The 22,187-nt window shown below is 50.5% G+C and carries 14 protein-coding genes and 1 pseudogene; 4 read left to right on the top strand and 11 right to left on the bottom strand.

Annotated elements, in window-relative coordinates:
- Window positions 1-16 precede the first annotated feature (16 nt).
- From TX85_RS00075 to TX85_RS00055, 5 genes are all read right to left on the bottom strand, one after another.
- Window positions 17-1,366, bottom strand: a complete 1,350-nt coding sequence (locus TX85_RS00075) for an ABC transporter substrate-binding protein (RefSeq protein WP_044477128.1) — start codon at window positions 1,364-1,366, stop codon at window positions 17-19.
- 11 nt (window positions 1,367-1,377) lie between these two features.
- Window positions 1,378-3,099 (bottom strand): cache domain-containing sensor histidine kinase, encoded by a 1,722-nt coding sequence (locus tag TX85_RS00070; protein WP_044477127.1) that lies wholly within the window; start codon window positions 3,097-3,099, stop codon window positions 1,378-1,380.
- 89 nt (window positions 3,100-3,188) lie between these two features.
- Window positions 3,189-4,052, bottom strand: coding sequence for a carbohydrate ABC transporter permease (locus TX85_RS00065; protein ID WP_044477126.1), 864 nt, complete (start codon window positions 4,050-4,052; stop codon window positions 3,189-3,191).
- A complete protein-coding gene (locus TX85_RS00060; RefSeq protein ID WP_044477125.1) occupies window positions 4,049-5,005 on the bottom strand; it encodes a carbohydrate ABC transporter permease in 957 nt (318 codons plus the stop codon). Before TX85_RS00060 ends, TX85_RS00065 begins: the two co-directional genes overlap by 4 nt.
- A 92-nt stretch (window positions 5,006-5,097) precedes the next feature.
- Window positions 5,098-6,453: an ABC transporter substrate-binding protein gene (locus TX85_RS00055; RefSeq protein ID WP_044477124.1), complete on the bottom strand. Its 1,356-nt coding sequence runs from the start codon at window positions 6,451-6,453 to the stop codon at window positions 5,098-5,100.
- Between the two features lie 292 nt (window positions 6,454-6,745).
- On the opposite strand from TX85_RS00055, the gene TX85_RS00050 reads away from it, so the two are divergent.
- Entirely contained in the window at window positions 6,746-10,609 is a 3,864-nt protein-coding gene (locus TX85_RS00050) for an endo-1,4-beta-xylanase (protein ID WP_044479681.1), read from the top strand.
- Window positions 10,610-10,717: 108 nt separating this feature from the next.
- On the opposite strand, the gene TX85_RS00045 is transcribed toward TX85_RS00050, so the two are convergent.
- Entirely contained in the window at window positions 10,718-11,908 is a 1,191-nt protein-coding gene (locus TX85_RS00045) for a GNAT family N-acetyltransferase (RefSeq protein ID WP_044477123.1), read from the bottom strand.
- A gap of 53 nt (window positions 11,909-11,961) precedes the next feature.
- Entirely contained in the window at window positions 11,962-13,593 is a 1,632-nt protein-coding gene (locus TX85_RS00040; protein ID WP_044477122.1) for a formate--tetrahydrofolate ligase, read from the bottom strand.
- Between the two features lie 355 nt (window positions 13,594-13,948).
- On the opposite strand from TX85_RS00040, the gene TX85_RS00035 reads away from it, so the two are divergent.
- A complete protein-coding gene (locus TX85_RS00035) occupies window positions 13,949-15,337 on the top strand; it encodes a glycosyl hydrolase family 18 protein (protein ID WP_044479680.1) in 1,389 nt (462 codons plus the stop codon).
- A gap of 120 nt (window positions 15,338-15,457) precedes the next feature.
- Here the strand turns inward: TX85_RS00035 and cobA are convergent.
- The 4 genes and pseudogenes from cobA to nirB form a co-directional block, all read right to left on the bottom strand.
- A pseudogene (cobA, locus tag TX85_RS00030) lies at window positions 15,458-16,242 on the bottom strand (uroporphyrinogen-III C-methyltransferase).
- Window positions 16,239-17,123 (bottom strand): formate/nitrite transporter family protein, encoded by an 885-nt coding sequence (locus tag TX85_RS00025; protein WP_044477121.1) that lies wholly within the window; start codon window positions 17,121-17,123, stop codon window positions 16,239-16,241. Before TX85_RS00025 ends, cobA begins: the two are co-directional and overlap by 4 nt.
- Before the next feature lie 19 nt (window positions 17,124-17,142).
- Window positions 17,143-17,460, bottom strand: coding sequence for a nitrite reductase small subunit NirD (nirD, locus tag TX85_RS00020; RefSeq protein ID WP_044477120.1), 318 nt, complete (start codon window positions 17,458-17,460; stop codon window positions 17,143-17,145).
- A gap of 78 nt (window positions 17,461-17,538) precedes the next feature.
- Window positions 17,539-19,959 carry a nitrite reductase large subunit NirB gene (nirB, locus tag TX85_RS00015; protein ID WP_044477119.1) on the bottom strand — a complete coding sequence of 807 codons (2,421 nt, stop codon included), beginning with the start codon at window positions 19,957-19,959 and terminating at the stop codon, window positions 17,539-17,541.
- A 498-nt stretch (window positions 19,960-20,457) separates the two neighbouring features.
- On the opposite strand from nirB, the gene TX85_RS00010 reads away from it, so the two are divergent.
- Window positions 20,458-21,066: an ANTAR domain-containing response regulator gene (locus TX85_RS00010; RefSeq protein WP_044477118.1), complete on the top strand. Its 609-nt coding sequence runs from the start codon at window positions 20,458-20,460 to the stop codon at window positions 21,064-21,066.
- 33 nt (window positions 21,067-21,099) lie between these two features.
- On the top strand, window positions 21,100-22,143 hold the full coding sequence (locus tag TX85_RS00005; RefSeq protein WP_044477117.1) for an anthranilate phosphoribosyltransferase: 1,044 nt from the start codon (window positions 21,100-21,102) through the stop codon (window positions 22,141-22,143).
- Window positions 22,144-22,187: the final 44 nt, after the last annotated feature.

The raw sequence follows: 22,187 nt of genomic DNA, 5'->3' as shown, positions 1-22,187 counted from the left end.
ACATCACCCCTCCTGATTAGTCGGATATCGAGCTGCCGCGAAGCTGCCAATACTGCTCCGAGGTTGACTGGATCTCATCCAGCCCTTCCGCAGGTAATACGGAGCCGGTGATTAATTCTCCGATTACCTTCAGGAAGGCCTGGCTGACTTCCGGAGACATAGCATTATCATAAGGCAAGAAAATATGGTCGCTTTGCTCAATCAATCCAAGTACCTGTTCAAACACAGGCCCGGTCTTCTCTGCATCAAACGTAATGTCCATCGATGGGATCCGCTGTCCCTCATATACGATGCGTCTTTGTACTTCTTCTGTGTAAAAAGCATTAAGCAATTCCAGCGCGGCTTCCCGTTTAGCATCCTCCAGGTTGGCTGAAAGTGCAATTCCTATCGTATAGCCTCCGGCCAAGGCGGCTTGTTGGCCCAGCTTTTCCGTTGGAAAAGACATAACGCCTACGCGTTCCGAGAAATCCTCCCCTCCCGAGGCGGAATGAAACAAATTGATATCCCAGCTTCCGTTCAAATACATGGCCGCCTGGCCTGAAGTAAACAGATCGATCGCATCCTCTGTCGACAAGTCGTTGGCAGGATCGCTGAACGCTCCCTCCATGACCCAGTCCTTAAAGTGAACTAAGGCTTGAAGATAAGCGCTATTATTGAAACTCGCCGTGCTATTCCCTCGTGTCAGCTCGTTAATCAGGCCTGAACCGGCATATCTGTCCATTAAATAATGAGCGAAGATGGCTGCGGGCCACCGCTCCTCATTCCCGAGCGCAAACGGAATAATTCCGTTCTCTTTAAGTGTATGCACCGCTTCATCCAGCTCTGCAATCGTCCTTGGCGGCTCAATTCCCAGCCTCTCAAAGATATCTCGATTGTAGAAGAGCGGCTCGGCATTTCCTTCTATCGGGAGCCCGTACACTTTTCCATCATAGGTCCAGGCGTCCAGGTTCCGAAATTTCCCTGCAATACGGTTCGTATTCATGTGATCCGTTAAATCCATCAGGCGGTTTGAACGGACATAAGGTTCAATTTCAGCACCTGCGAACAGAACAAACATATCCGGCGGTGTCCCCGTCACCATCTCACTCTTCAGCTTCTGCTCGCGGTGCACCGTCTGATCCATGCCCTCAAAATTCACCTTGATATTGGGATGCGACTGCTGGAAGGAGTCGACCACATCCTCGAAGATGTTCAGCATATTCCGGTCATGCTCTTTAATCCAGAAGTGACGGAAGGTCAGTGTGATCTTCTCTGTCTGTGGCTCTTCAATGGGCTCCGGGCCATTCAAGGTGATGATCCAGACCGATATTCCTAATACAACTGCATAGAGGGCCAGCCAGCCCCAATTCAAAACCCACTTTTTCACGACGCTGCCCCCTATGACCCGATTTTTGGAATACGTATCCGAATAATTGATCCATATCCCGGAGAGGAGCAGATCATGATGCCATAGTACGCTCCAAATCGGATTCGAAGCCGTTCATGCACATTTTTCAGACCAACACCGTTCTCCCGATACTTCTTCAAATGCTCCCAATCCTTGTCCCAGAGCCCCAATAACGTGTCCTGATCGAAGCCCGGGCCATTGTCGGCCACATCGATCAGAATATCTCCCCCGCCGTCATGGGCAATAATTGAAATCTGTCCTTGGCCCTCCATCGGTTCGATCGCATGATAGAGCGCGTTCTCCACAATCGGCTGTACGATCAGCTTCTGCGTCTTGTAATACTTAAGCTCCTCAGGCAATTCAATCCGATATGAAAATTTGTCCTCAAAACGGAACTTCTGAATATCCATATAGTGCTTGACATGCTCCATTTCCGTAGAAAGAGGAACTAATTGCTGGCTCTCGCTGATACTGATTCGCAGCAGCTTCCCCAGAGAAACGACCATTTTGCTAATATTCTTATTTCCCTCCAAAACGGCCATCGAGTTGATGGATTCCAGAGAATTATATATAAAATGGGGATTAATCTGGGCCACCAGCGCCTGCAGCTCTACCTCTTTCTTCCGTGCCTGCTCGAGCTGTACCTGTTCAATCAGCTCCGAGATTTGGCGGCTCATCCGATTAAAGCCATCAATCAGCAAATCCCGCTCATCCAAGGCTGGGACGGGCTTGGTAATTGGCATGAAAATCCCTTGCTGCACCCGCTTCATCCCGTTAACGGCGCTAATAATGCTGCTGACCAATCTCCGGATGAAGTAACGGTCGAAGAGAAAAGCCGAGATTAACGAAAGCAGGACCAGAACAACGGCAATATTGCGGATTTTTACCGACTCTGAGTTGATTAGCTTACGCGGTGTGATCGCAACGAGATACCACTCTTTATTATGGGATGGCAAATACGTAATGAGCGAGCTCTCCCCGGCATATTTGTCCACGTAATCCCCCTTACCGCTGCCGTCCGCTACGGACAGGAAAGGAAATGCGGTGTTTTCTCCAATATGCGCACCCGATTTATCAAAGACGATATTCCCTTGGCGGTTCACCAGCAAAATGTCTCCCTGCTTGAGGGTAGCTGCATCCCAGAATACTTGATCCAAAATATCCGGCTTCACATAGATAACCAGTGTCCCGATATCCTCGAGAGAATAAAAATCTTTAATGATTCGAGCCTGAATCAGTAAAGGTTTGCCTTCCTCCGCACTGCCGTTCTCTCCGGGACCGGACCAGATTGGCCTCCCTTCCGCTGCCTCCATAGCTTGATGCCAGTTCTGACGCTTCATCTGCTCAAACGACATCGAATTGGCGGATGAATAGACCAACTTCTCCTTGGAATAAATGTCGAAGGAAAGAATCATGGAATGATTAAACAAATTGTTTATTTCCTGTCGTTGCTCATAGGTAACCGGACTGCCTGCTTGTTTGAGAATCCGCTGAATCTGCTTCTGGGTAATGGCAGAATTAGACACCGTAGTGATCTCGTTCAGCGCATAATTCAGCTTCCGATCCGTCTCAAGCAGCGAGACCCAATAAAAATTGCTGGACTTCTGCTCCATCGTCTTCGAGTAACTAAAGTAAGATACCGAGCCCATAAGAATGACCGGTATAAACACAAGAAGAATAATAGCCAGCAGGATTTTTCGACGGAGCTTCATAAATGGCTCTCCCCCTTTGATCTACTGCATCTATTATTCTTCATATAGGAGGCTAACTCCTTGTGCGAACTACTGTCCATCCGGAATGACTAGCTCTTGATCGCACCCGACGTCAGACCTGCAATGACCCAACGGCTGAAGAGCAGGAAGACGATCAGAAGCGGCAGCGTCGCCGTAAAGGTTGCGGACATGATCATCCCGAAATCGATGCCGTCCTTGTTGGTAAAGAGCTGCTGCAGCGCAAGCTGAATCGTATAGTTCTCACGGTTCTTGAGTACGACCAGCGGCCAGAAGAAATCATTCCATACATTCATAAAGTTAAGAATGCCCAGGGTAGCCATTGCCGGTGTTACTACAGGAATCGCAATATTCCAGAAAATCCGGAAATGTCCTCCCCCGTCAATACGACCGGCCTCCAGCAGCTCGGAATGGACGGCCGAAGAGATATATTGCCTCATCCAGAAAATACCGAACGCATTAACCATAGCCGGGACGATCAGCGCTTTATAGGAGTCGATCCAGTGCAGCTTCGCCATAATAACGTACTGCGGCAATACACCAAGCTGAGCCGGTACAAGCATCGTCGCAATAACAAATACGAACAAGGTCTTCTTCATCGGAAACTCATACTTGGCAAAAGCAAAGCCTGCTAATGTACAGAGGAACACCACCGATGCAGTGACGGAAGTAGCCACGACCAGCGAGTTAAACATGGACCGGAAGAAGTCTGTACGTTCCAGCACCCGAGCAAAGTTATTAAAGAACTCTCCGCCCGGGATTAACAGCGGAGGAATATGAAAGGCTGCATTCTTGTCATTGGTCGCCACTACAAACATCCAGTAGAACGGGAAGACGGATACCAGAGCTCCGATGATCAGGAACAGGTAAAAGAAGAGCTTGCCTACGATTCCCGGCTCATCCGGTTTACGACGCATACGAGCGGTCAGATTCATGCTCCACCTCCTGTATCTCCGCCCATCCGGCTGGATAGGGCCATATTAAGCACTGAGAACAGGATCGTAGCAATGAACAGCAGCACCGCCGTTGCGGCAGCCGTTCCAAAGAATCCGTTACTGAATGCTTCATTGTACAAATACGTTACCATCGTGATCCCTTCCTGACGAGTCGAGCCTGTACCGCCCTGTCCAAGGAAGACATAAGGCTCTGTAAATAATTGCAGGGATCCAATCGTGGATACCAGCGTGACGAACAAGATGAACGGCCGAAGCATCGGCAACGTTATGTGCAGCAGCTGTTGGGTGCGGTTGGCACCATCAATTTTGGCAGCCTCGTAAATATCATTAGGGATACTTTGCAGACCCGACAGGAATATAATCGCGTTATATCCCATCCAACGCCACATGACCATCGTGGAGATGGCAATTTTGACTCCCCACCAGCCTGAATTGAACGGCACGCTTTCCAAGCCGAAATTATTCATGATCCAATTGATCATCCCGTTGTTGCCGAACATCGTACTGAATACCAGCGTAACCGCCACAATGGACGTAATATTCGGCATAAAATACAGCACCCGGAAGGTGTTCTTGAACCGGTTAAGCGCCGAGTTCAACATGATGGCCACCAGCAAGGCCACAATCAACTGGGGAAGTGTCCCCATGATCGCCATGATGAGGGTGTTGCTGAAGGAAATCCAGAAGGTCGGGTCTTCCGTGACCAGTCTGTAATTCTTCAGGCCTACATACTTCATCGGACCTAATGCATCCCATTTAAAAAAGGATAAGTAAATGGTAAAGAGGATAGGATAGAGTCCAAATATTGAAAAAAGAATAAAGAACGGTGAAATAAACGTATACGCCGTAATCCGGCTCCGCCGTGTCTCCGTCAGAAAAGGCTTCCTCCGGGGAGTGCTCGGCTCCGGATGCGCGGTAGCAAGTTCTGGCATGAATGCACCTCCGTGAAGTCATTGATAAATCCGAACCGCATGGAGGGAGGGCTCCCTGATGCGATTCGGATTTGAAATTATCTATAAATTGCTTAGCTGCGATCTACCAGCGTCTTCGCTTGCTTCACTGCACTTTCCCATTCCTTTTCAGGATCAGCCTTTTTCTCAAGCACGTTCTTCAGGGCGTTCTTGAAGAAGGCATCTGTCTGGTCATGCAATGGTCCGTAGTAAACCGGTTTTACGCGTTCTGCCGATTTGGCGTAAGCATCCGAGATCACTTGACCGCCGAAGAATTCATCCTTATCCTCTGAGAAAGCAGGCTCTGTGTATACCGCCGGAATCGACGGGAACAGACCGCTTGCCTTGAAAGATTTCAATTGGTTTTCTTTGCTTACGAGCCAGGAGATGAACTCATAAGCCTCTTTCGGATGCTTCCCTTCCTTCGGCAAGGTCAGGAAGGAACCTCCCCAGTTCCCTGCACCTTCAGGGAGCTGTGCAATTTGCCATTTACCGGAGCCGTCTGTACCATTGCGAATGGTTCCTGCCATCCAAGCCGGTCCGAGCAGAACGCCGAAGTCGCCGTCGTTGATTGCCTTTTGCCATTCCGGAGACCACAGTGTCCAGTTGCCCACCCAGCCTTCTTGAATGCCTTTTACGGTAAAGTCATAAGCTTTCTTCACTTGCGGATTGGTATCGCCGATGAACGAACCGTCCTCTGTGCTGAAGTAGATTTGATCTGGCGATTGGTCACGAAGACCGTTATAGAGCAGGTCCGTCAAATCGGTGAAAGGCTTGCCGGTCTTAGCCTTGAAGTCCTTAGCCACCGTTGCGAATTTATCCCAGGTATCGATCGCTGCGCTGAATCCGTCCGGATCCGTTGGCAGTCCTGCTTGCTCAATCAGGTCGGTACGGTAATATACGACTGTAGGACCAATGTCAGTTGGAAGTCCAAGCTGGAAGGAACCGTCAAGCGATGTGGCTTGCTTCCATTTCCAGTCGAGGTAGTTGCTTTCGATATCTTTTGCCCCAAGATCATACAGGTTATAGAATTTGTCCTGGTTATTAATGAAGCGCTCGATAAATGCAATTTCCAGCATGAAAATATCAGGCGCTCCCGAGCCTGCGGACAATGCCGTTGTCAGGTTATTATGGTGAGCTGTTTGGTCCGACGTATTTTGGAACTTGAATGTAACGTTCGGATGCTCTTGCGTGTATTCCTTGGCCAGTTCCTCATAGTTTGTTGTACCGAGCGACCAGAAGGATAATACAACCGGTTCTGCACTATCGGTCGGCTCGTTAGTATCGCCTCCGGTGCTTTCATTTGTGGAAGGTGCCGGTGTGTTGCCTCCATTGTTAGAGGCATTATTACCGCTGCCTCCGCAGGCTGCCAAGGAAAGAATCATTAAGGCAGCGATGAGCAGAATCGCAAGTGGCTTGCTTCTCTTCATTGCTTGTTACCCCTCTCTTGTTCTCCATATTTTTCATATTCAGTCTAATGGAAACGGATTCATTTTTTGAGGAGGCATTTTTGCGATTTATGGTGGAGATTCTTCTGATTGCTGTTGCTCCTGAATACGAAACAACTAAAAAAATGCAGTAAGGTTCTTTAATTTGGAGAAGTACAAACGATTTGGGATCATGTTACTATGACTTCCAGAAAGGAGGATTTCCTAGCCTGATTTTTGTAAGCGCTTTATTTGCAGGAAAATATCGAAAGGACGTGAGCATGTGAAATCACAGATGATCAAGCGGACCCTTGCACTCAGTCTGGCTCTCACCCTGCTGCTTTCATCAGGGCTGCTGCCAAGCCGTGCGAGAGCCGAATCATCCGGTATTAATGATCCTGTTACGGTATACCGCGAGGATTTCGCTAACGGGAAAGGAGCAGCGATACAAGCAGGAGGTTCAGCCTTGACCCTGGTGACGGATAAGAGCTTTGCCGGCAATGAGGATGGCGCCGCACTATACGTCAGCAACCGGACGAATAATTGGGATGGCGCAGATTTTCGCTTCGCCGATATCGGACTTACGAATGGGCAGACCTACACTGTAACCGTATCTGTGTACATTGACGCTGACACTATCGTGCCTGATGGCGCGCAAATTGCGCTGCAGACCGTTGACAGCTATGGATGGCTGGATGGCAAAAATGCAATCAGCGGCGGCGCGATTACACTGACCAAGGAATTTACGGTTGATACCGCCAAGGATTCGGCTATACGAGTACAATCCAACGACGCCGGAGCAGGAGTGCCATTCTATATCGGAGATATTCATATTACGGGCGCAGCTTCATCAGGCGGGGAGGATCCTCCTCGAGAGCCTGCCCTGCCTTTTAACACAATCACCTTCGAGGAGCAGTCAACGGGCGGCTTTGCAGGACGTTCGGGCACAGAGACACTTAGCATCACCAACGAAGCCAACCATACGGATGGCGGAGGCTATGCCTTGAAGGTAGAAGGACGTTCAGAGACCTGGCACGGACCAACTATCCGGATAGAGAAATACGTGGACAAAGGCCACGAGTATAAAATTTCCGCCTGGGTCAAGCTGATTTCACCTGAAAGCTCACAGCTGCAGTTATCCACCCAAATCGGCGAAGGCAGCAGTGCCAATTATGTTGTCCTCGCGCCAAAAACGATTCGTGTTGATGATGGATGGGTCCTGCTTGAAGGGAACTATCGGTATAACAGTGTGGGGAACGAATTCCTGACGCTCTATGTGGAAAGCTCCAGCAGCAAGGATGCCTCGTTCTATATTGACGACATCTCCTTTGAAGCTACGGGCTCAGGCACCGTTGATATCGAGCGCGATCTGATACCGATTAAAGACGCCTATGCCTCGGACTTTTTAATTGGAAATGCGATCACAGCGGAGGATTTGGAAGGAATTCGATTCGAGCTGCTGAAGATGCATCACGGACTGGTTACCGCGGGCAATGCGATGAAGCCGGATGCGCTGCAAAATACCAAAGGCAGCTTCACCTTCGATAATGCAGATGCCATGGTGAATCAAGTGCTGGATGCAGGTATGCAAATGCACGGTCATGTGCTCGTCTGGCATCAGCAATCACCGGACTGGCTAAATATGAATCCGGACGGTTCACCGCTCCAGCGAGAAGAGGCGTTGGAGAACCTGCGTACCCATATTCGCACCGTCATGGAGCATTTCGGCGATCGGGTGATCTCTTGGGATGTTGTGAATGAAGCGATGAATGACAATCCAACCAATCCGACCGATTGGGAGAATGCTCTGCGCAAATCGCCTTGGTATCAGGCCATCGGACCTGATTATTTGGAGCAAGCCTTCCTTGCCGCCCGCGAGGTGCTGGATGACCATCCGAATTGGAACATCAAGCTGTACTATAATGATTACAATGATGACAACCGCAACAAAGCAACCGCGATCTACAGCATGGTCAAGGAGCTTAATGAGAGGTATGCCGAGACGCATCCCGGCAAGCTGCTGGTCGATGGGATCGGCATGCAAGGTCACTACAATATTAATACGAACCCCGAGAATGTCAGATTATCTCTGGAGCAATTCATTTCATTAGGTGTCGAGGTCGGAGTGACCGAGTTAGATATTCAGGCTGGAAGCGATTATCAGTTATCTGAAAAGCAGGCCGAAGCACAAGGATATTTATATGCCCAACTCATGCAGCTGTACAAGGAGCATAGTGAACAGATCAGCCGCGTAACGTTCTGGGGGCAGGACGACGGAACAAGCTGGCGCGCTTCCTCGAATCCGCTGTTGTTTGACAAGAATCTTCAAGCCAAGCCAGCCTATTATGCCGTTATTGATCCGGCTAAATTTATAGCAGAGCATCAACCCGATTCATCCGAAGCCCGCCAATCAACTGCCAAATACGCGACACCTGTAATAGATGGCGTTGTCGACACAATCTGGAATGATACGCCGGCCGTCCCGATTAACCAGTATCAGACGGCCTGGCAAGGAGCCAGCGGCACGGCCAGGGTATTATGGGACGATGAAAATCTGTACGTGCTGATTCAAGTCAATGATGCTCAGCTGGATAAGACAAATACGAATGCCTGGGAGCAGGATTCTGTTGAAATCTTCCTGGATGAAAACAACGCCAGAACTACATTTTATCAGGCAGATGACGGACAATACAGAATCAACTTTGATAATGAAGCTTCCTTTAATCCTGACAGTCTGTCAGAGGGCTTCGTATCCGCAACAAAGATTAGCGGCAGCAGCTATACTGTTGAAGCGAAATTGCCGTTCAAGACAGTGTCGCCTGCCAATCAGATGAAGATCGGCTTTGATCTTCAAATTAACGACGCCAAGGATGGCGCGCGCCAAAGTGTCGCAGCCTGGAACGATACGACAGGCAATGGATATCAGGATACCTCGGTGTATGGAGTACTGAGTCTGATCGGCAAGCCCGGCAGCACACCTGGAAGCGGCGGCAGCGATGGGGGCAATAACAATAATGGCAGCGGCAATAGCAATACGGCCAGCCCTTCAAATCCCTCAGCTTCATCATCGGAGAATGTGCTTCTGCAAAACGGAAATGTGATTATCCAGCCGGTAATTACAACCTCCGCCAAGCAGGCTAAAGCCGTAATTTCTGCCTCGTTGCTAAACAAGGCTGTGGCACAAGCCAAAATGAGTGGAACAAAGACACTGACTATTGAGCTCCCGGCACAGGCCGATGTAGACAGCTACGAACTAGAACTTCCGGAACAAAGCTTGAAAGCCTTGGGAGACTTTGGGCTTCTGATCATTACGGATTATGCCGAGTTGGATATCCCTGCAAATTCACTGCAATCAGACCCTGATTCTGAAGGAGCCCTCCGTATTCGCATCGGCCGTGCCACATTATCCGATCTGTCCGCGGACGAACGTGCTTACATTGGAGGCCGGCCAACCTTTGGCTTCATGCTTGAATATGGCGGCGAGACTGTAACCACGCTGGAGCGGCCTGTCGTTGTGAAGCTGCCTTATACACTTACTGCTGTGGATCAAGAGCATCCGGAACGATTGGTCGTCTGGTTCATTGGCCAGGAGGCAGGCATGCAGACAACCCCTATTGTAAACAGCCGATTTAATCAAGCCACCAACCAGATCGTATTTGAGACAGACAAATTAGGTAATTATGCTACCGCCTATATACCTCCTGCTTTCAATGATGTGCAGCCAGCGCATTGGGCCGGGCAAGCCATAGGGGCCATGACAGCCCGCAGCGTTCTTACAGGGAATGACAGCGGGTCTTTCTCCCCGGCACAAGCGGTCACCAGCAGTGAATTCGCAGCAGCCCTGGTCCATGCATTAGGGCTGAATGCGCAAGAGGCAGCAGCCTTCGCTGCATTGTCTAACGATGCGGTCATCACGCGCCAGGATATGTTCGTCCTGACAGCCCAAGCATTGGCTGCAGCAGGTATTGACCATAGCAGTGACGCGCAATTGGCAACTTACTCCGATGCGGCAAGTGTTCCGGAATATGCCCGGGATAGTGCAGCTGCACTAATCAGCCTCGGCATTATTAACGGAAAGAACCGTCAGCTTGCTCCGCAAGACGCACTTACGCGAGCAGAGACCGCAGTTATTTTGTATCGGGTATGGTCCCGGCTATAATCCAATATTCAGCTTTGTTAAGCAAAGAAGACATCAACCTCTAGAGGAAGATGTCTTCTTTGCTTGGCTCCTTTGAGCAAATATAAACTTTTAAACGTTATCCAGCGATTAAAAGAAATCCAGCAATGCGGTCTTGCTCGCCGGAATCCATTGCTCCAGCAGTTCGGCAGCCTTCTGCGGTCCATTCAGGCGCCCATAGGCATGCATCTCAAGCGGTCTTTTATAGCCAAGCAGCATTGCTGTCCAGGCTTGTATGTCGATCATAAGCAGGTCTTGCCCAGGCCCGGAAGTTGCTGCACGTTCCATGCGTGCTGTTCCGTCAGGGGATATACTCAGGTCCCATTCCCCCTCATTCCAAGGCGCATATTCGTCCTTGATGCCGAAGCGAAGCTCTCTCATTTCAGAGGACACAGGGTTAAAACGATAATATTGCAAAAAGGACGGCACATCTACAATTCGTGCCATGAAATAGGGGACCGTCTCCTGTTTGCAGCGAGGATCACGCAGCAAGAACGGTAACAGGTCATCCGCCGGCACATGATCGACAACAACTTGCTTCACCATGGAATCGTGGTTGCCAACATAAGTCCACAGCGCTTGGCGGGCGCTTTCATTCAAATACACAAATTCGTCGATGACGAATTGCTGATTTTTGATCTGGTATAGAATGTATCCCTCAGCAACACCGGAGTCAGAATAGAATACTGCAGTATGACTCTCGTCTCCCAACACCATCTGCTCCCACCATTCGATATCTCTTACCAGCGTGCCGTTATATCTTGGAGCAAAGCCATGATAGATCGAATCGAGCAACGCTATATCCTTCACATTTCTCTCCACTGTGCCGCGAAGCTCCGATCTGGCGGGCAGGTTAGGCACCTCAATGGTGTACTTCTTATAATCGGTATACACTTCCCAGCCAAATTTCCGGTAAAAAGGGATCAGAAACGGATGCAGACATGACAACACCTGTCCCTGCTCCTTCATATGAGCAAGCATATGCGTAAGCAGCCGGCCAACCAGGCCTTCACGCCGATTCTCGGGCCAAGTTGCTACACCCGCGATGCCTCCCATAGGAACAGCCTCTCCTTGAATGTAAAGATTAAGAGGCAGTAAGGTTAGCTTGGCCAACAGCTCGTTTTCCTGAAATACCCCCCAAAAGCGCTCGGCCTTGAATTTGGTCCGCCGCTCTTCAAGCTCCTCTGGCTTCACCTTATACTGGAATGCATATTGGGATAATTCCATGCTTACATCGAACTCTTCCTTCGTAAGCTGCCGGATTTCTTGAGCATTATTCATCATGCCGCCTCCTTCGTATTTTTTCGTAGCTGGGCTTCCTTCCATAATATATATTACAACAGACCGGCAACTTGTCCCTGCTCATCAAGATGAATTCGGTGCGCAGCAGGTGTCTTAGGTAATCCTGGCATCGTTACAATATTGCCGGTGTGAATGACTACGAAGCCGGCTCCTGCCGAGAGGGTTACGTCCTTAACCTGCACTGTAAAATTCTCCGGCGCACCAAGCAGACTTGGCTGATCCGAGAAGGAATACGGTGTCTTTGCCATGCAAACCGGCAGAGTCCCGTAACCGCCGCTTTCCAATTCCTTAAGCTTCGCTTCTGATTTGGCTGAAAGCTTGATCCCTGCTCCACGATAAATCTCGTGAACAATCGTCTCAATTTTATCCCGCAGCGGTAAATCATTGGGGTATAGCGGCGCATAGCTCGCAGTCTTGCTGTTCAGCATCTCTCTTAACGCTTCTGCCATTTCCACTCCGCCCTGGCTTCCCTCTGCCCATACATCAGATATCGTAGCCTGAATCCCCAGCCGTTTACATTCTTCAATAATAAGCGCTACTTCATCATCATCATCATTGCTGAAATGGTTAATCGCCACCATGACAGGGACCCCGAATTTTACGAGATTCTCAAGATGACGCCGCATGTTCGCCAGCCCTGATATAAGCGCGGGTTGATTCGGTTGATCCAGCTCTGTCTTTGGCGCTCCTCCATTGTATTTAAGCGCCTTGACAGTCACTACCAGCACCGCAGCATCCGGGCTTAATCCTGCTTGGCGGCATTTGATATCAAAGAACTTTTCCGCACCCAAGTCGGCGCCAAATCCCGCTTCTGTAACTACGACTTTCGCCAGCTTCAATGCCGTTTTCGTACCGATCACACTGCTGCAGCCATGAGCAATATTCGCAAAAGGACCTCCATGTACAATAACTGGAGTACCTTCGATAGTTTGAACCAAATTAGGCTTGATCGCTTCTTTCAGCAAGACAAGCATAGGATCAACAGCTCCTATGCTGTCCGCTGTAACAGGCTCCCCAGAGATGGTGTAAGCTACGACCATCCGTGCCAGCCTCTGCTTCAGATCATCCCGATCCTCACTCAGACAGAGGACAGCCATAACCTCCGAGGCAGTAGTAATCATAAAGCCGGACTCATGAACATTGCCGTTCCCTTCGCCAATTCCGACTACGATTTGCCGCAGACTCCGATCATTCATATCCATGGCGCGCTTCCACACGATTCGACTTAAGTCAATCTGCAAAGAATTTCCTTGAAATATATGATTATCTATCATCGCAGCCAATAAATTATGCGCAGATGTAATAGCATGCAAGTCTCCGGTGAAGTGTAGGTTAATCTCATCAGCGGGCACGATTTGAGCTCGGTTGTCCCCTGTCGCCCCTCCCTTCATACCAAAGCAAGGGCCGAGAGAGGGCTCTCTCAGCGCAGCTATCGTCGGTTCTCCGATTGCATTCAGCGCTTGGGCCAGTCCGATGGTCGTCAAAGTCTTGCCTTCCCCAGCCGGTGTTGGATTCATCGCCGTCACCAGCACTAATTTTCCATCAGGACGGTTTCGCAGATCATGGTTAATGCTCAAATCCAATTTACCTTTATAACGCCCGTACATTTCCACATATTGTTCCGCGATCCCGAAGGATCCGGCTACTTCCAAAATTGGCTTCATTCCAGCAAGCTACCTCCACCATCATTTTCCATGCAAATTATGAAAATTCCACACTCTTATTTTACATGATTTGCACAGGAGATATGCGCATTTTTTCACTATTTTGCAAAACAGTGAGATCAATCGACAGATTCATAAAATGTCATTGACAAAATCTAACAACTCTATCAAAGTATTCATTGTATAGAGTGCCTATATTTAACATTTAAGAGAAATAAAGATAACTTCATACGGGCGCCTGTACCATTCTGCCAAAGGGAGGTGTCATGGCTTTCGAAGGCTGCTTTTTGTCTACTTCTACTACCCGAGCCTTCTACAAATCTATTATTAACATTTAAGAGAGGATGAATTGATGATGCAGAAGCGTAAAGGAAAAATTTCAATCTTGGCTATTTTGGCGCTATTAATCACCCTGTTTGCCCCGCTCCCGTTCGATGCGCAAGCAACAGAGGCAGCAATCGCTCTGGATGCCAGTGAAAATGTAACTATAGCCGCTTATTCTGCTTGGGATAGCAATGCCGTCTACCTAGCTAATGATGTTGTCACTTATAATGGAAACGATTACAGAGCCAAATGGTGGACTCAGGGAGATGTTCCTGGAGAAACGGACGTGTGGGAACTGGTTCCTCCATCCAACGGGGAATATCCCGTATGGAGCAGCAGCAAGGCGTATGTCGGCAACGACATTGTTTCATACAATGATCAGCTCTACAAAGCAAAATGGTGGACCTTGGGAGAAATCCCGGGAATTGCTGCGGTTTGGGAACTGATCTCCGGGAATCCGAATCCGAATCCGAACCCAGGAGGGCCAGACGATCCGCCGATTTCAGGCGATTTCAAGGTCGTCGGTTACTATCCAAGCTGGGAGCCTGACAAAATCGGAACGATCCAATATCAGAACCTGACGCATATCAACTATGCCTTTGCGATTCCTACCAGTGACGGATCGTTGTTACCGCTGGAGAATCCCGCTGCGGCAACTCAAATTATTCAAACCGCCCATGCCAAAGACGTCAAGGTTCTGCTTGCCGTGGGAGGCTGGTCATATAACGGAACTCCGCTGGAGAACACGTTCATGGCCGCCACCAGTACACCGCAAAAAGTCACGCAATTCGGCGATGCAATCATCGCGATGGCCAAGCAATATGGCTTTGACGGGGTCGATATGGACTGGGAGCATCCAAGAAGCGACGGTTCTAGCAAACAGCAATATGAAAGCTTGATGGTATATTTGAGTCAAGAGCTGAAGAAGGAAAATATGCTGCTTACCTCCGCCGTGCTCAGCGGTGTGACGCCGGAAGGCATTATATATTGGGACGCAGCGGCTCATACGAATGCGGTCATCAATGCCGTTGATTGGTTTAACGTGATGGCTTATGACGGAGGAGACGGTGATCGCCACTCCACTTATGATTTTGCTGTCTTATCGGCTAAGTACTGGAAAGAAACTCGCAATATGCCTGCAGAGAAGGTTGTCCTGGGTGTTCCTTTCTATGGGCGGCCATCCTGGGCGCCTTATCGAGATATCCTGCAAGCCAATCCCAATGCTTACAACACCGATATTTCAATGATTAACGGAATGGAAGCCCATTATAACGGCATTCCGACCATCGAGCGCAAAACGCAATATGCCCTCGATAATCTGGGTGGCGTGATGATTTGGGAACTGACCCAAGATACAACCAATCTGGACAAGAGCTTGCTGCAAGCGATCGGCAATAAAGTACGGGCGCAAAGCAACTAAGTATGGTCTAGTATTCTAAACAAGCGGGGAGTGCGCGGCACAACGGATAAAGCTTCACAGAAACACGCATAGACTTAAGATGCATCTTTTTCACAGATGCATCTTAAGTCTATATTTGGGTTACCCGATCCTAGCCGCCGCTTGATGCTGCAACTGATGCAGCTGTTCCCGGATCATTGCCGCTTCGCCGACCACGATCAGCGCCGGGTTGCTGAGCTGGACGGCAGCAGCCAACTGATGCACCTCCGCCAATGTGCTGACGAAGGTGCGCTGGAGTCCGGTCGTGCCGCTCTCGATCAGCGCCACCGGCGTGGTGCCGGCCTTGCCGTGCTTCAGCAGTTCCGCGCGGATCTCCCGCAATTGGCCCACTCCCATGTAGATCACAAGCGTATCGACGGCATGGGCCAGCAAATCCCAGCGAATGGGCGGTCCGTCCGGCCCATCCGTTCCCCCCGGCATCGGCTGCCCGTTACGCAGGCGAACGACGCTGCTACGCCGCGATGCGTCAGCGGAATGCCGCTGGCGGCCGCCGCGCCAATCGCCGAGGTGATACCCGGGATCACCTCGTACGGGATACCCTGGGCGGCCAGCACAAGCGCCTCTTCGCCGCCGCGCCCGAAGACGAACGGATCGCCGCCCTTCAGGCGGACCACCCGTTTCCCTTCCAGCGCGTAATCGATCAGGCGCCGCTGAATCATCTCCTGCGTCATCGCGTGTTGTCCGGGCGACTTGCCGCAGTAAATCCGCAGCGCCCGGGCATCGGCGTACGAGAGCAACGCCTCGTTCACGAGGCGGTCATACAGGATCACCTCTGCCGCGCGGATTGCTTTCAGCGCCTTTACGGTAATCAACTCCGGATCGCCCGGTCCCGCACCTACGATGCTTACCAGCCCCGGCCGGATCATGCTCCTTCCCCCGTTCCGGGTGCTACCGCGGAAGTCGTCCTATGATCCGGTACTTCCGGGGTACTGCGAACAGTGGCAAGACTGGATCCGAAAGCAGCTTTCCTTTTATAGGAAATATACAGTCCCAATCCCGTAAACAGCACACCGCCTATAAAGTTACCGCCCAGCACGGGGAGCTGATTCCAGAGCCACCAGTCGGACAGGCTGACATCCGCTCCCAGCATCATTCCCGCAGGGATGACGAACATATTAACGACCGCGTGCTCAAAGCCTTGCCCGAAAAAGATTAGAATCGGCAGCCACATCGCCACGATTTTCCCTGTTGTGGATCGTGAGGTTAAGGCCATCACGGCTCCCAGCGTGACCATCCAGTTACACAGCACTGCCTTGATGACTACCAGCCCCATGCCAGGCAACCCCATCGACGCATATCCGATCGTTTTGGACTCGCTGGCCTGAATCAGAGTCTGCACCATCGGGTGACTCATATCGGTCCCCATCTTCGTAATTGTCAAACCATACAGAATCGCATATACAGCACAACCTAGCAGATGGCCGAGGATGACCCAGCCGAAATTCGCCAGCATTCGCGAGAAGGTTGTCTTGCGTTCCAGAACCGCGAGCGGAATGAGCGCAAAGCTGCCAGTCACCAATTCAAGGCCAAGTAAAATGATAATGACGAAACCGACGGGAAAAATCAACGCTCCTACAATCCCCAGCGAAGTTTGTGCGGTCGCCGTGAACGCAAGCGTCGTGGCGCAGGCAAGAATCGCACCGGCGAGAAACCCTTTGACCAGCATTTGTAAAATAGTTAACCGGGCTTTGTTCATCCCTGTCTCAATCATCGATTCCAGCACTTCGGCAGGCTTTACATAATCCATCGGTCTCATCCTCCTTCTTCTAATCTAAGGTGATATAGATGGAGCCGGTCTCCGCGTCCACTTCGGTCTCGTACACCGTGACTACTCCATGATCCGGCTCTCGGACGCGGCCGGTGAGCAGATCAATTTTCCAATCGTGCAGCGGGCAGTGAACGGAAGAACCACACACCATTCCCTCTGACAGCCGTCCCCCCTTATGAGGACAGCGGTTTTCAATTGCCCGGATACTCCCGTCGCTGAGTCGAAATACGGCGATCTCCTTATCCCCCGCCACAAGTGTCCGCGCTCCCTGCTCATCAATCTCCTGCAATTGGGCCACCTTCATTTTTGTTAACATCGCCGTTCCCTCCTATTCAATATATGGATACTACTTCCCTGTAATAAGTCCGTACGTGACCGGTTATAGGGCAACCAGCTAAACACTGGCCAAAGGCTCAAAGTTTTTACGCAGCGACTCATCTTCGATAATCTCTTTCCAAGGGTCGGTCGAGCGGCTTAGCGTTTCCTCAATCCGGTCGGCCAACTTCTGCCGTTCCTCAGGATTCTCCAGCACTGCCTTGATCTTGCCCAGCCCAACCCGCTCCACCCACTGTGCGGTACGCTCATTCCAGCTGGCCTGCTCACGGTAATACTGTAAGTAGGCAGCCGTCCACTCCATAACTTCATCCTCCGTCTTCACCGTACAGAGCAGGTCCGATGCTCTTACTTTCACGCCGCCGTTCCCGCCGACATAGATCTCCCAGCCGCCATCGATGGCTACGACGCCCAAGTCCTTAATCGTTGCCTCTGCGCAATTGCGCGGACAACCGGAAACGGCAAGCTTCACTTTCCCCGGCGTGTTGAGCCGCTCAAAGGCTTTCTCTAACCGGATTCCCATACCGATCGAATCCTGGGTGCCGAATCTGCAGAAGGTCGAGCCTACACAGGTCTTCACCGTGCGCAATGCTTTACCGTAAGCGTGGCCGGAAGGCATATCCAGCTCCGCCCATACTTTAGGCAAATCCTCCTTCTTCACCCCGAGCAGGTCAATCCGTTGTCCTCCGGTGAACTTCACCATAGGAACATCGTACTTCTCCGCAACCTCCGCAATTTTTTTAAGGTCGGCCGGTGAAGTTACACCACCGTAAATGCGGGGCACGACAGAGAAGGTGCCGTCTTTTTGGATATTGGCATGATAGCGTTCATTTACGAACCGCGACTCCTTCTCATCCACGTATTCTATTGGCCAGAGCATCCCCAAGTAATAATTCAAAGCGGGCCTGCATTTGGAACAGCCTTCAGGCTCGTGCCACTCCAGTACGTTCATGACCTCTTTGACACTCTTCAAGCTCATTGCTCTGATGCTCTCCACGATTTCCTCGCGACCAAGGGAGGTACATCCACAGATTCCTTCCTTGACCGGTTCACCGGATACCCCGTCTCCGTACAGCTGGAGGAGCCCCTCCACCAGCGGCTTACAGCCGCCACAGGATCCGGAGGCCTTCGTGCAGGCCTTAATTTCGCCGACCGTGCCGCAACCGCCCTTCACCGCTTCGACAATTGTGCCTTTGCTGACACCGTTACAGCCGCAAATGATTTCATCATCAGCCATGGCTGCCAATCTGGCCGCTTGGGAGTTTTCTCCGGCACTCCCCGCCGGGAATCCAAGCAGAAGCTCCTTTTCCTTTCCGGCGACAGACTCCCCTTTCTTAATTTTTGCGAATAGGGAAGCTCCGTCTGTGGTATCTCCGAACAGGACGGCCCCAACCAGCCTATCGTCCTGTAACACGATCTTCTTATAGGTTCCGTCCAGATCGTCTTGAATCCGCAGCGACCGCGTCCCAGGGACATCCTGGAAGAACCCTGCCGAGAACACATCCACCCCCGACACTTTCAATTTTGTGGAAGTGACAGAACCCTCATATCCGCCCGTCTCCACCCCGGCCAGCCGTTTGGCAAGGACCTGCCCCTGTTCATACAACGGAGCGACTAGTCCGTAGGCGATCCCCCGGTGCTCTGCGCATTCGCCGACTGCGTATATCCCCGGCATGCTTGTTTCCATATAATCATCAACTACGATCCCGCGCTCCACTTTCAGGCCCGATGCTTTCGCCAGCGCCACATTCGGCTTAATGCCTACGGCCATCACGACCAAATCGGCCATCAGAGAGCTGCCGTCCGCAAAATCAAGTCCCTCCGCCCGACGCCCTCCCCGAACACCGGCTGTTTGCTTTTGCATCATAAATTTCATGCCTTGTGCCTCCAATTCCAACTGAAGCATCTTGGCAGCAGGCTCATCCAGCTGACGTTCCATTAAATAAGGGTGAATGTGGATCACCGTGACATCCATCCCGAGATGAAGCAGTCCTCTGGCCGCTTCCAATCCGAGCAGTCCGCCTCCGATGACAGCCGCCCTTTTATATTTTTTTGAGGCTTCCATCATGCGGTCGCAGTCCTGAATGTCCCGAAATCCGATCACTCCCTCTTTATCCGCGCCAGGGATCGGAAGGATAAACGGATTAGAGCCTGTCGCCAAAATCAGTTCGTCGTATGCCGCTTCTACCCCCGATTTTGAGAATACCTTCTTATTTCCGGTATCAACTCGAGTGACTGCGTCACCTGTATAGAGGCGAATCCCATTCTCCGTGTACCAATCCCAATCATTGATAACGATATCCTTCATATTGGAACCGCCCGCAAGCACCGAAGACAGCATAATTCGGTTGTAATTCGGATAAGGCTCCGCTCCGAATACGGTGATATCATAGATATCTGGCGCCAATTTCAGCACATGCTCAATCGTACGCACACCTGCCATCCCGTTGCCTACCAATACTAATCTCTTTTTTCCTCCCATATTCGGTTCTCTCCTCCCAATCTTTCCTCTCCATGTTCATGCAGTAAAAAGGTACAGAAAAAGCCCGCTCCGCCTGGGAATGGACATGAACATACAACCTTCATGCTGATCCCTATTTTGCGAAGACAGGCTCCATTGCCGCTTCATGCCGAACACGCCATTGTGTCCGTAAATAATTTAAAATTTGATTCGTTGAGGCTAATATAACCTAACTATTTTTATCATGTCAATATATATAACAAAAAATTAAAATAAAATTCAAATTATGTTATCTTAATTAACATATATCGTTAACTAATTGAAAATTGTTCTGCTTTTATTTAAAATATTATATAATTTGAGTGTAGCATGCGAAAAGTGTATTGATTTTTCAGAAAAATAGCGTGAAAATAAAATAGAAATTATCTGTCGGTTGATCCAATGTTAGGTTTCTTATCAAATTTGCTGATTCGAAAATAAATATGTCCGTCAACGGAATGGAACGGAGGCATACTCCAGATGCGTTTTCTGCTGGTTATTCGCGAACAGGGCTTCCCTAGCGGAGAGAGGATCTACACTCCAGATGCATCCCCTCCCCTTGCCGAGCCTGAACGCATGCTGAAAAATAACGGATATCAAGTGTTCGTCTCTGATATAGAAGAAGAAATTTGCCAAAAGGTCAAAACGGCGGATGCTGTTGTCCTTCATCTGCCTATTTCCGGGATCTCTGTCTGGGGGAGCCTGGTGTCCAAATCGAAGGCCGTCCCTTTAATGTGGTGGTGTAGTGCAGCTATGGCTGCATCATCCTTGGAATCCTGTGAAGACGATATCCCGGTTGACGGGATCCTGACTCCGTCCATGTCTGCTCAAGAGCTTCATTGGGCGCTTCATCTCGGTGCCAAGCATTTTTTTGAACGTCAGCAATGGATCGATGAACGGGCTCAGCTCGTTTCCCGGCTGGAAGAACGGAAATGGATCGACCTCGCCAAAGGGATTTTGTGCGAGATTAACCTGATTTCAGAGGCGGAAGCTTACGAGGTGCTGCGAAAACGGGCGATGAATGAGCGTAAGAGAATTGTCGACATCGCAACCTTGATCGTTAAAGCGCATCAACAATTAAGAACTTAGCCTATAAGAAGTATCGACGAGGAGGAGCCCTACATGAATATGACGGAAGTTTTAAAAGAAGTGGGCCGGGGCAAGCGCGGAGCTCGCGACTTGGGCTACGAGGAAGCTGTTGCCGCAGCGGAAATGATATTTGACCAGTCTGCAACTCCGGCGCAAATCGGCGCTTTCTTTCTGGCGGAACGCATCAAAATGGAGAGCGTGGATGAGCTTTATGCCTTCGTAAATGCCTGCCGCAGCCATGCCATCCGCTTCCCCCGCCCTGACTCGCTCGACTGTGCCGGCCCCTATGACGGCAGGAAGTCTTCCTTTATGGCCAGCTTTGCTGCAGCCTTTGTTCTGGCTTCCGCAGGATTGCCAGTGACACTGCACGGTACCGAATCACTCCCGCCCAAGTGGGGCATCACCCTGCCCGACGTGCTCCGGGAAATGGGCATAGATGAGGGGGTGAGGGGACGGGAGCAGACGATTCGAGCCTCCCAGCAGACCGGGGTTCTATTCGTACCGGCAGAGTCATGGTGCCCGCCTCTCGAACGGCTACGGCAAATCCGCGTAGAGCTCGGGCTGCGGACGATCCTTAATACTGTAGAAAAGCTCGCCGATTACAGCCACTCCCCTTACCTTGTCTATGGGGTATTTCATAATACGATGTTCGACCGGACGGCCCAACTGCTTCAACGGCTAGATTACCGCAAGGCCCTGATCGTTCAGGGCGCTGAAGGCTCGGAGGATGTTTATGTCGACCGCCCTACCCGAACTTATCTTGTTGAAAACGGTAATGCCAAGCTTCATTTGATCGATCCGGAAACGTACGGGCTGGAGTCTTCTCTGCCGGACATCACATGGACCGCCGCCAAGCAGTTGCATGTCACGGAAACGGTGTTAACCGGGGAAGCTCACATGGCATTCATCAATCAGACGATTCTAAACGCAGGGCTTCGCCTTCATCTGGCCGGGCTATTCGATTCTGTAGAAGAAGGTGTTTATACGAGTAAATCCCTACTCGAAGGCAAATCTCCGTGGCAATTGTTCTGTCGGTGGAGGGAAGCCCTGTCGGACGCTCAAGTAAATAGTTTATAAGCAAAAAAGAGCACCACCGGATTATCGGCAGTGCTCTTTGTGTT

It is taken from the genome of Paenibacillus antibioticophila, assembly GCF_000455265.1.
GTDB lineage: Bacteria > Bacillota > Bacilli > Paenibacillales > Paenibacillaceae > Fontibacillus > Fontibacillus antibioticophila.
The sequence above is the reverse complement of the archived record's forward strand: the minus strand, read 5'-3'. Positions and strand labels throughout refer to the sequence as shown.

What these genes read in the sequence shown, in the direction of transcription:
- TX85_RS00070 (WP_044477127.1), bottom strand. Translation starts at nt 3,099, where the DNA reads ATGAAGCTCCGTCGAAAAATCCTGCTGGCTATTATTCTTCTTGTGTTT.
- TX85_RS00065 (WP_044477126.1), bottom strand. Translation starts at nt 4,052, where the DNA reads ATGAATCTGACCGCTCGTATGCGTCGTAAACCGGATGAGCCGGGAATC.
- TX85_RS00035 (WP_044479680.1), top strand. Translation starts at nt 13,949, where the DNA reads ATGCAGAAGCGTAAAGGAAAAATTTCAATCTTGGCTATTTTGGCGCTA.
- TX85_RS00060 (WP_044477125.1), bottom strand. Translation starts at nt 5,005, where the DNA reads ATGCCAGAACTTGCTACCGCGCATCCGGAGCCGAGCACTCCCCGGAGG.
- TX85_RS00050 (WP_044479681.1), top strand. Translation starts at nt 6,746, where the DNA reads ATGATCAAGCGGACCCTTGCACTCAGTCTGGCTCTCACCCTGCTGCTT.
- TX85_RS00055 (WP_044477124.1), bottom strand. Translation starts at nt 6,453, where the DNA reads ATGAAGAGAAGCAAGCCACTTGCGATTCTGCTCATCGCTGCCTTAATG.
- TX85_RS00010 (WP_044477118.1), top strand. Translation starts at nt 20,458, where the DNA reads ATGCGTTTTCTGCTGGTTATTCGCGAACAGGGCTTCCCTAGCGGAGAG.
- nirD (WP_044477120.1), bottom strand. Translation starts at nt 17,460, where the DNA reads ATGTTAACAAAAATGAAGGTGGCCCAATTGCAGGAGATTGATGAGCAG.
- TX85_RS00025 (WP_044477121.1), bottom strand. Translation starts at nt 17,123, where the DNA reads ATGGATTATGTAAAGCCTGCCGAAGTGCTGGAATCGATGATTGAGACA.
- nirB (WP_044477119.1), bottom strand. Translation starts at nt 19,959, where the DNA reads ATGGGAGGAAAAAAGAGATTAGTATTGGTAGGCAACGGGATGGCAGGT.
- TX85_RS00040 (WP_044477122.1), bottom strand. Translation starts at nt 13,593, where the DNA reads ATGAAGCCAATTTTGGAAGTAGCCGGATCCTTCGGGATCGCGGAACAA.
- TX85_RS00005 (WP_044477117.1), top strand. Translation starts at nt 21,100, where the DNA reads ATGAATATGACGGAAGTTTTAAAAGAAGTGGGCCGGGGCAAGCGCGGA.
- TX85_RS00045 (WP_044477123.1), bottom strand. Translation starts at nt 11,908, where the DNA reads ATGAATAATGCTCAAGAAATCCGGCAGCTTACGAAGGAAGAGTTCGAT.